Below are 9808 nucleotides of genomic sequence, written 5' to 3'. Positions count from 1 at the left end.
GGCCCGCCGCTGGACCGAGCAGGCTGCCGAGGCCGGCTGCCGGGCCGTGATGCTGCTGCCGCCCAACGCCTACCGCGCCGACGAGCGTTCCGTCCTCGCCCACTACGCCGAGGCCGCCGCGGCCGGACTCCCGGTCGTCGCCTACAACAACCCCATCGACACCAAGGTCGACCTGGTGCCGGAACTGCTCGCCCGGCTGCACGGCGAGGGGTACGTCCAGGCCGTCAAGGAGTTCTCCGGGGACGTCCGCCGCGCCTACCGGATCGCCGAACTCGCCCCCGAACTCGACCTGTTGATCGGTGCGGACGACGTCCTGCTGGAACTCGCCGTCGCCGGTGCCAAGGGCTGGGTGGCCGGCTACCCGAACGCGCTGCCCCGGTCCTGCGCGGAGCTCTACCGTGCCGCCACCGACGGTGACCTCGACACCGCGCTGCCGCTGTACCGGCAACTGCATCCCCTCCTGCGCTGGGACTCACGGGTGGAGTTCGTGCAGGCCATCAAGTTGTCCATGGACCTCGTCGGGCGGCACGGCGGCCCCTGCCGCCCGCCCCGCGTACCCCTGGAACCCGGTCAGGAGGCGGCCGTCCGCGCGGCCACCGAGAAGGCCGTCGCGGCCGGGCTCGCGTAGGGAGGGCCGGACATGCGCAGCAAGCTCGTCCTGCACGCCGTCGACTCGCACACCGAGGGCATGCCGACCCGCGTCGTCACCGGCGGCATCGGCACCATCCCGGGCGCGACGATGAACGAACGGCGCCTGTACTTCCGCGACCACCGCGACGACGTCAAGCAGTTGCTGATGAACGAGCCGCGCGGGCACTCCGCGATGAGCGGCGCGATCCTCCAGCCGTCCACCCGGCCCGACTGCGACTGGGGCGTCGTCTACATCGAGGTATCCGGCTACCTCCCGATGTGCGGGCACGGCACGATCGGCGTCGCGACGGTGCTCGTCGAGACCGGCATGGTCGAGGCCGTCGAACCGGTCACCACCATCCGCCTGGACACCCCCGCCGGGGTCGTCGTCGCCGAGGTGGCGGTCGAGGACGGCGCCGCCACCGCCGTGACCCTGCGCAACGTGCCGTCCTTCGCCGTCGCCCTCGACCGGGAGGCCACCCTGCCCGACGGGCGGACGGTGACGTACGACCTCGCCTTCGGCGGCAACTTCTACGCCATCCTGCCGCTGGACCGGCTCGGGCTGCCCTACGACCGGTCCCGCAAGGACGACATCCTCGCGGCCGGCCTGTCCCTGATGGAGGCGATCAACGCCGAGGGGGAACCCGTCCACCCCGAGGACCCGTCCATCCGCGGCTGTCACCATGTCCAGGTGACCGCTCCCGACGCCACCGCCCGCCACTCCCGGCACGCCATGGTGATCCACCCCGGCTGGTTCGACCGCTCGCCCTGCGGCACCGGCACCAGCGCCCGCATGGCCCAGCTCCACGCGCGCGGCGAACTCCCGCTGCACACCGAGTTCGTGAACGAGTCCTTCATCGGCACCCGGTTCACCGGCCGGCTGCTCGGCGCCACCGAGGTGGCCGGCCGCCCGGCGGTGCTGCCCAGCTTCACCGGCCGGGCCTGGATCACCGGCACCGCCCAGTACCTGCTGGACCCGCGCGACCCGTTCCCGGCGGGGTTCGTCCTGTGAACACGGCCCTCTCCGACCTGGGCGGCCGCAGGCCCAGCTACCGCGAGCGGGTCGCGGACGCGCTGCGGGCCGCGCTGATCGCCGGGGAACTGCGTCCCGGCGAGGTGTACTCGGCCCCCGGCCTCGCCTCCCGCTTCGGGGTCTCCGCCACACCCGTGCGCGAGGCCATGCTCGACCTCGCCAAGGAAGGGCTGGTCGACACCGTGCCCAACAAGGGCTTCCGGGTCACCGCCGTCTCCGACCGGCAGCTCGACGAGTACACCCACGTCCGGGCACTCATCGAGATCCCGACGACGGCCCGCCTGGCCACCACCGCGGACCCGGTGGCGCTCCGTGCGCTGCGCCCGGTCGCCGAGGAGATCGTCACCGCCGCCGCGGCCGGCGACCTCATCGCGTACATCGAGGCCGACCAGCGCTTCCACCTGGGACTGCTGGCGCTCGCCGGCAACGGCCACCTGGTCGAGGTGGTCCGGGACCTGCGACGGCGCGCACGGCTGTACGGGCTGACCGCGCTGGTGGAGCAGGGGCGGCTGGAGGCGTCGGCCGAGGAGCACCTGGAGCTGCTCGACGCGCTGCTCGCCCGGGACACGGAGGCCGTACGGACCGTGATGACCCGCCACCTCGGACATGTCCGAGGGCTCTGGGCGGCGCCCTGACAACGAATTTGCACGGAAACGCAAGCGGCTTGCGTTTCTTGCGTTACTCTTGCGTGCATGACGCGACGACTTGCTGTGGTGGCGAAGAAGGTCGGGGTCAGCGAGGCCACGGTCAGCCGGGTGCTCAACGGCAAGCCCGGAGTCTCCGAGGCCACCCGGCAGGCCGTGCTCTCCGCCCTGGACGTGCTCGGCTACGAGCGGCCCACCCAGCTCCGCGGTGAGCGCGCCCGGCTGGTCGGCCTGGTCCTGCCCGAGCTGCAGAACCCGATCTTCCCGGCCTTCGCGGAGGTCATCGGCGGCGCGCTGGCCCAGCTCGGCCTCACGCCGGTGCTGTGCACCCAGACGCGGGGCGGTGTCTCCGAGGCGGACTACGTGGACCTGCTGCTCCAGCAGCAGGTGTCCGGCGTCGTGTTCGCCGGCGGGCTGTACGCCCAGGCCGACGCGCCCCACGACCACTACCGGCGGCTCGCCGAGCGCAACATCCCGGTCGTCCTCGTCAACGCGGCCATCGAGCACCTCGGCTTCCCCGCCGTGTCGTGCGACGACGCCGTGGCCGTGGAGCAGGCCTGGCGGCATCTCGCCTCGCTCGGCCACGAGCGCATCGGGCTGGTGCTCGGCCCCGGTGACCACGTGCCCTCGGCCCGCAAGCTGTCCGCCGCCCGCGCGGTCGCCGGCGAGGTGCCCGAGGAGCACGTCGCCCGCGCCATGTTCTCCATCGAGGGCGGCCACGCCGCCGCCTCCCGGCTCATCGAGCGGGGCGTCACCGGCTTCATCTGCGCCAGCGACCCCCTCGCCCTCGGTGTCGTACGGGCCGCCCGCCGCAAGGGACTCGACGTGCCCGGACGGATATCCGTCGTGGGATACGACGACTCGGCGCTGATGAACTGCACGGAGCCCCCGCTCACCACCGTCCGGCAGCCCATCGAGGCCATGGGCAAGGCGGTGGTGGAACTGCTGAACGCGCAGATCAGCGGCAGTGCGGTGGCCCCCGACGAGCTGCTGTTCGAACCCGAGCTGGTGGTGCGGGGGTCGACCGCCCAGGCGCCCCGTCCCTGAGGTCCGCTCCACTGTCGAATAATTTCAAATTCTGCGCGACATCTTGCTGACCGATGTCGTCGGTGCTTGAGTGTGCCCCGCCCACCGCTCCTGTTCCGAGGGGTTCACTCGCTCCTGTCCCTTAAGGGGTCCACCGATGAGAAACACCGGGATCCGTCGTACCCTCGTCGCGCTAGGCGTCGGCGCGCTCGCGCTCACCGCCTGCGGCTCGGACGGCGACGAAGCCGCCGGCGGCAAGACCCGCATCACCGTCAACTGCATGCCGCCCAAGAGCGCCAAGGTCGACCGGCAGTTCTTCGAGGAGGACATCGCCGCCTTCGAGAAGAAGAACCCCGGCATCGACGTCGTCCCGCACGACGCGTTCCCCTGCCAGGACCCGAAGACGTTCGACGCCAAACTCGCCGGCGGGCAGATGGAGGACGTCTTCTACACGTACTTCACCGACGTGCGGCACGTCGTCGACATCAACCAGGCCGCCGATCTCACCCCGTACGTCGAGGAGTTGAAGAGCTACGACACCATCCAGCAGCAGCTGCGGGACATCTACACCGTCGACGGCAAGGTCTACGGCATCCCGCGCACCGGCTACTCCATGGGTCTGATCTACAACCGGGAACTCTTCGAGAAGGCCGGCCTCGACCCGGACCGGCCACCCACCACCTGGGCCGAAGTCCGCGGCGCCGCCAAGAGGATCGCCGCACTCGGCGACGGCACCGTCGGCTACGCCGACTACAGCGCCCAGAACCAGGGCGGCTGGCACTTCACCGCCGAGCTCTACTCCCAGGGCGGCGACGTGGTGAGCGCCGACGGCAAGAAGGCCACCATCGACACCCCCGAGGGCCACGCCGTGCTCCGGACCCTCCACGACATGCGGTGGAAGGACGAGTCGATGGGCAGCAAGCAGCTGCTCGTCATCAACGACGTCCAGCAGATGATGGGCGCCGGCAAGCTCGGCATGTACCTCGCCGCCCCCGACAACATCCCGATCCTCGTCAAGGAGAAGGGCGCCGAGTACGAGAACATCGCCCTCGCCCCCATGCCCGGCGGTGAAGGCACCCTCATCGGCGGCGACGGCTACATGTTCGACAAGGACGCCTCACCCGAGCAGATCCGCGCCGGCCTCAAGTGGCTCGACCACATGTTCCTCACCCCCGGCGACGGCTTCCTCGGCGACTACGCCCGCGCCGAGAGGAACGACGCCCCGGTCGGCCTGCCCGAGCCCCGCCTGTTCACCGGCGCCGCCGACGCCAAGGACCAGCAGGCCAAGAAGGCCAACGCCAACGTCCCGGTGGAGAACTACCAGTCCTTCCTCGACGGCAGCCGGCAGCTGGAGATGAAGATCGAGCCGCCGCACGCCCAGCAGCTCTACTCCGTCCTCGACGGTGTCGTCTCCGCCGTCCTCACCAAGGAGGACGCGGACATCGACCGGCTCCTGAAGGACGCCTCCGGCAAGATCGACGGCATCCTGGCCCGGAGCTGACCGGTGACGAAGACGGTTGAACGGCCGCCCACGGCCGTGCGGGTCCGTCCGGTGAAGGCGCCGTCCCCGGCAGGGGACCGGAGACGGCGCCGCCTCACCGACCATCTGCGCGCCTACGGCTTCCTCCTCGGCGGACTCGTCTGCTTCGCCCTGTTCTCCTGGTACCCGGCGATCCGCGCCGTCGTGATCGCCTTCCAGAAGTACACGCCGGGCTCCGACCCCGAATGGGTCGGCACCGCCAACTTCACCCGGGTCCTGGGCGACCCCGAGTTCGGTGCCGCCTGGCGCAACACGCTCACCTTCACCCTGCTCGCCCTGCTGGTCGGCTTCGCGATCCCCTTCGTCCTGGCCCTCGTGCTCAACGAACTGAGGCACGCCAAGGCCTTCTTCCGGGTCGTCGTCTACCTGCCGGTGATGATCCCGCCGGTGGTCAGCGCCCTGCTGTGGAAGTGGTTCTACGACCCCGGCGCAGGCCTCGCCAACGAGGCGCTGCGCTTCCTCCACCTGCCCACCTCGAACTGGTCCAACGGCGCCGACACCGCACTGATCTCCCTGGTCGTCGTCGCCACCTGGGCCAACATGGGCGGCACCGTCCTCATCTACCTCGCCGCCCTGCAGTCCATCCCCGGCGAGCTGTACGAGGCCGCCGAACTGGACGGCGCGGGCCTGCTCCAGCGCATCCGTCACGTGACGATCCCGCAGACCAGGTTCGTCATCCTCATGCTGATGCTGCTCCAGATCATCGCCACCATGCAGGTGTTCACCGAACCCTTCGTGATCACCGGCGGCGGCCCCGAGAACGCGACCGTGACCGTCCTCTACCTCATCTACAAGTACGCCTTCCTCTACAACGACTTCGGCGGCGCCTGCGCGCTGAGCGTGATGCTCCTCGCCCTGCTCGGCGCGTTCTCCGCCGTCTACCTCCGTCTCACCCGCTCCGGAGAGGAGGCCGCATGAGCAGCACCCCCCGCACCCTCGTCTCGCCGGCGGTGCTGGCCCGACCACGCGGCAGGGCCGTCTACTGGACCGTGTTCACCGGCGTCGTCGTGCTGTTCGCGCTCGCCTTCCTCTTCCCCGTCTACTGGATGGCGAGCGGCGCGATGAAGTCACCGGACGAGGTGGCGCGCACCCCGCCCACGCTCGTCCCGGAGAGCTGGAGCACCAGCGGGTACACCGACGCCTGGGAGCTGATGGAGCTGCCCACGCACCTGTGGAACACGGTGGTGCAGGCGGCCGGTGCCTGGCTGTTCCAACTGGTGTTCTGCACGGCCGCCGCCTACGCCCTGTCCAAGCTCCGGCCCGCCTTCGGCAAGCTGGTCCTCGGCGGCATCCTGGCCACGCTGATGGTCCCGGCGCAGGCCCTGGTCGTACCGAAGTACCTGACCGTGGCCGACCTCGGGCTGCTCAACGACCCCCTCGCCATCTGGCTGCCGGCCGTCGCCAACGCCTTCAACCTCTACCTGCTCAAGCGGTTCTTCGACCAACTGCCCACGGATGTGCTCGAGGCCGCGGAGATGGACGGCGCGGGGAAGCTGCGCACCCTGTGGTCGATCGTGCTGCCCATGTCGCGTCCGGTGCTCGGCGTGGTGTCGATCTTCGCCCTGGTCGCCGTGTGGCAGGACTTCCTGTGGCCGCTGATGGTCTTCTCCGACACCGGCAAGCAGCCGATCAGCGTGGCCCTGGTGCAACTGTCGCAGAACATCCAGCTGACCGTGCTCATCGCCGCGATGGTGATCGCCAGCATCCCCATGGTCGCGCTGTTCCTCGTCTTCCAGCGGCACATCATCGCCGGAATCAGCGCGGGCAGCACCAAGGGCTGACACCGCACCTCATCCGCACAAGAGAAAGGCACGCACCGTGGGACAGCCCACCCCTGCCCGGAGCGACGACTGGTGGCGCTCCGCCGTCATCTACCAGGTGTACGTCCGCAGCTTCGCCGACGGCGACGGCGACGGCACCGGCGACCTCGCGGGCGTCCGCGCCAGGCTGCCGTACCTCGCCGGACTCGGCGTGGACGCCCTGTGGTTCAACCCCTGGTACCTGTCCCCGATGAAGGACGGCGGCTACGACGTCGCCGACTACCGGACGGTCGACCCGGCCTTCGGCACCCTCGCCGAGGCGGAGAAACTCATCGCCGAGGCCCGGGAACTGGACATCCGCACGATCGTCGACATCGTGCCGAACCATGTCTCCGACCAGCACCCCTGGTTCCGGGCCGCGCTCGCCGGCGGCCCCGAACGGGAACTGTTCCACTTCCGCCCCGGCCGCGGTGCGAGCGGTGAACTCCCCCCGAACGACTGGCGGTCCGAGTTCGGCGGACCCGCCTGGACCAGACTGCCCGACGGCGACTGGTACCTCCACCTGTTCGCCCCCGAACAGCCCGACCTCAACTGGGCCCACCCCGCCGTCCGCCAGGAGCACGAGGACATCCTGCGCTTCTGGTTCGAGCGGGGCGTGGCCGGCGTCCGTATCGACTCCGCCGCCCTGCTGGTGAAGGACCCCCGGCTGCCCGACTTCGTCGAGGGCCGCGACCCGCACCCCTATGTCGACCGCGACGAACTCCACGACGTCTACCGGGGCTGGCGGGCCGTCGCCGACGAGTACGGCGGAGTCTTCGTCGGCGAGGTCTGGCTCCCCGACACCGAACGCTTCGCCCGCTACCTCCGTCCCGACGAACTGCACACCGCGTTCAACTTCTCCTTCATGACCTGCCCCTGGGACGCGGCACGACTGCGCACCTCCATCGAGGACACCCTCGCAGAACACGCGCCGATCGGCGCCCCCGCCACCTGGGTGCTGTGCAACCACGACGTCACCCGCACGGTCACCCGCTACGGCCGCGCCGACACCGGATTCGACTTCGCCACCAAGGCCTTCGGCACCCCGACCGACCTCGCCCTCGGCACCCGCCGGGCCCGCGCCGCCGCCCTGCTCTCCCTGGCCCTGCCCGGTGCGGTCTACGTCTACCAGGGCGAGGAGCTCGGCCTGCCCGAGGCCGACATCCCGCTCGACCGCATCGAGGACCCCATGCACGCCCGCTCCGGGGGCACCGACCCCGGCCGCGACGGGTGCAGGGTGCCGCTGCCGTGGACGGCCGACGCGCCGCACGCCGGGTTCGGCGGCGAACCGTGGCTGCCGCAGCCCGCCGGCTGGACGTCGTACGCGGCCGACCGGCAGGCACGGGACCCCGGTTCCATGCTCTCCCTCTACCGCGAGGCGATCCGTCTGCGCCCGGTCCTCGGCGACGGCCCGCTCACCTGGCTCCCCACCGCCGACGGCGTGCTCGCCTTCACCCGCGCGGACGGCGGCACCATCTGCGTGGTGAACCTCGGGGACGCGCCCGCCGCCCTCCCGGCCCACACCGCGCCGCTCCTCGCCAGTGGTCCCCTGGCCCCCGGCGGGCGACTGCCGAAGGACACCGCGGTCTGGCTGCGCGCCTGAGACCGCATCCGCTCGTCCCCCCCGCCCCCACCACGAAGGGACCAGCGCATGAGCCCCCTCGGATCGGCTGCCACAAGCATGTCGGCCATCGGTACGGCTTGTGGTCGCCGGCACGCTCGTCGCCCTCGCGCAGGACCACCGCTTCGACCCGGCGACCGGCAACACGGTGACGACCCCGGTCAGCGGCGACATCCGCTACGTCCGGCCGCACGTCACCGGCAACACCGGCCGGCCGCCCGGTTCAGTGAGGTGGAGGCGTATCTTTCCTGACCGTGGCGCCCCCGCGCTTCGCCGCCCGGATCCGCTCGTACACATGGGTCCGCAGTTCGGTGAAGCGCGGTGCCGCGCGGGTGCTCAACTGGTCCCGTTCGGGGGGCAGATCGACCTTCAGCTGCTCTTGTACGACGGTGGGGGAGGCGGACAGCACGAGCACCCGCTCGCCGAGGTACACCGCCTCGTCGATGTCATGGGTGACGAACAGGACCGTGATCCCGCGCTCCCGCCACAACCGCCGTACCAGGTCCTCCAGGTCGGCGCGGGTCTGCGCGTCCACCGCCGCGAACGGCTCGTCCATCAGCAGCACCTCGGGCTCGTACGCCAGCGCCCGCGCGATCGCGACCCGCTGCTGCATACCGCCGGAGAGCTGCCACGGGTACGCCCCGGCCGCGTCCGCGAGCCCCACCGAGGCGAGGGCGTCCGCCACCAGCGCCCGGCGCCTCGCCCTGTCGAAGCCCTTCTGCTTCAGCGGGAGTTCGACGTTCTGCCCGACCCGCATCCACGGGAACAGGCTGCGCCCGTACTCCTGGAACACGAACGCCGTCCCGGGCGGCGGACCGTCCACCTTCCGCCCGGCCAGGAACACCTCACCGGCCGTCGGTTCGAGCAGCCCGCCCACGCACTTCAGCAACGTCGTCTTGCCGCAGCCCGACGGGCCGACCAGACAGACCAGTTCACCGGCCTCCACCGTGAAGGTCAGGTCGCGCACCGCCTCGACGTGCCGCCCCGAACCCTCGTACACCTTCCGCAGACCGCGTACGTCGAGCATCGACCGCCCTTCCGCGAGATTCACCGGGACCGCCGGGCGGCGGCGCGCAGACCGTGGTACCAGCCGAGCGCCCGCCGCTCGACCAGCTGGAAGAGGACCGAGAGGACGAAGCCGAGCAGACCGAGCAGCAGGATGCCGGTCCACATGTCGGGGATCGCGAAGGAGCGCTGGAACTGCACGACGGTGAAGCCGAGACCGTTGCTGGCGGCGAACATCTCGCTGATCACCATCAGGATGATGCCGATCGACAGCGCCTGCCGCAGCCCCGCGAAGATCTGCGGGCTCGCCGAGGGCAGCACCACGTCCTTCAGGCGCGCGGCGCCCGTGACGCCGTAGGAGCGGGCCGTCTCCGACATCACCGCGTCGACCGCCCGCACGCCCTCGACGGTGTTGAGCAGCACCGGCCAGACACAGCCGCCGGCGATGACGACGATCTTCATCGTGTCGCCGATGCCCGCGAACAGCATGATCACCGGCACCAGCACCGG

Annotated in this window: 10 protein-coding genes; 8 read left to right on the top strand and 2 right to left on the bottom strand. The window is 70.9% G+C overall.

Features of this window, described 5'->3' with window-relative positions; translation table 11 throughout:
* The 8 genes from B7767_RS43855 to B7767_RS43820 all read left to right on the top strand — a co-directional run.
* The coding region (locus B7767_RS43855) for a dihydrodipicolinate synthase family protein (RefSeq protein WP_085576635.1) at positions 1 to 628 on the top strand (628 nt) is incomplete at its 5' end.
* Between the two features lie 12 nt (positions 629 to 640).
* On the top strand, positions 641 to 1642 hold the full coding sequence (locus tag B7767_RS43850; protein ID WP_085576634.1) for a proline racemase family protein: 1002 nt from the start codon (positions 641 to 643) through the stop codon (positions 1640 to 1642).
* Positions 1639 to 2298, top strand: a complete 660-nt coding sequence (locus tag B7767_RS43845) for a GntR family transcriptional regulator (RefSeq protein WP_085576633.1) — start codon at positions 1639 to 1641, stop codon at positions 2296 to 2298. Before B7767_RS43850 ends, B7767_RS43845 begins: the two co-directional genes overlap by 4 nt.
* Before the next feature lie 57 nt (positions 2299 to 2355).
* A complete protein-coding gene (locus B7767_RS43840; RefSeq protein WP_179167577.1) occupies positions 2356 to 3354 on the top strand; it encodes a LacI family DNA-binding transcriptional regulator in 999 nt (332 codons plus the stop codon).
* A 136-nt stretch (positions 3355 to 3490) separates the two neighbouring features.
* Entirely contained in the window at positions 3491 to 4834 is a 1344-nt protein-coding gene (locus tag B7767_RS43835; RefSeq protein ID WP_085576632.1) for an ABC transporter substrate-binding protein, read from the top strand.
* 3 nt (positions 4835 to 4837) lie between these two features.
* The gene (locus tag B7767_RS43830; RefSeq protein ID WP_085576631.1) at positions 4838 to 5791 is read left to right on the top strand and encodes a carbohydrate ABC transporter permease; all 954 of its coding nucleotides are present in this window, start codon (positions 4838 to 4840) and stop codon (positions 5789 to 5791) included.
* Entirely contained in the window at positions 5788 to 6654 is an 867-nt protein-coding gene (locus B7767_RS43825; protein WP_085576630.1) for a carbohydrate ABC transporter permease, read from the top strand. The genes B7767_RS43830 and B7767_RS43825 overlap by 4 nt, the downstream gene beginning before the upstream one ends.
* Positions 6655 to 6691: 37 nt before the next feature.
* Positions 6692 to 8275 (top strand): glycoside hydrolase family 13 protein, encoded by a 1584-nt coding sequence (locus B7767_RS43820; RefSeq protein WP_085576629.1) that lies wholly within the window; start codon positions 6692 to 6694, stop codon positions 8273 to 8275.
* A gap of 241 nt (positions 8276 to 8516) precedes the next feature.
* On the opposite strand, the gene B7767_RS43815 is transcribed toward B7767_RS43820, so the two are convergent.
* Both B7767_RS43815 and B7767_RS43810 read right to left on the bottom strand, forming a co-directional pair.
* Complete coding sequence (locus tag B7767_RS43815) at positions 8517 to 9320, bottom strand: ABC transporter ATP-binding protein (RefSeq protein WP_085576628.1); 804 nt, start codon at positions 9318 to 9320, stop codon at positions 8517 to 8519.
* A 20-nt stretch (positions 9321 to 9340) separates the two neighbouring features.
* The coding region (locus B7767_RS43810; protein WP_143653057.1) for an ABC transporter permease at positions 9341 to 9808 on the bottom strand (468 nt) is incomplete at its 5' end.

The sequence above is a fragment of the Streptomyces sp. 13-12-16 genome, assembly GCF_002114215.1.
In the GTDB taxonomy this organism is placed as follows: domain Bacteria; phylum Actinomycetota; class Actinomycetes; order Streptomycetales; family Streptomycetaceae; genus Streptomyces.
The sequence above is the reverse complement of the archived record's forward strand: the minus strand, read 5'-3'. Positions and strand labels throughout refer to the sequence as shown.

Bases quoted from the DNA above. Each gene is read 5' to 3' on its own strand.
- B7767_RS43825 (WP_085576630.1), top strand. From the start codon at position 5,788: ATGAGCAGCACCCCCCGCACCCTCGTCTCGCCGGCGGTGCTGGCCCGA.
- B7767_RS43840 (WP_179167577.1), top strand. From the start codon at position 2,356: ATGACGCGACGACTTGCTGTGGTGGCGAAGAAGGTCGGGGTCAGCGAG.
- B7767_RS43815 (WP_085576628.1), bottom strand. From the start codon at position 9,320: ATGCTCGACGTACGCGGTCTGCGGAAGGTGTACGAGGGTTCGGGGCGG.
- B7767_RS43835 (WP_085576632.1), top strand. From the start codon at position 3,491: ATGAGAAACACCGGGATCCGTCGTACCCTCGTCGCGCTAGGCGTCGGC.
- B7767_RS43850 (WP_085576634.1), top strand. From the start codon at position 641: ATGCGCAGCAAGCTCGTCCTGCACGCCGTCGACTCGCACACCGAGGGC.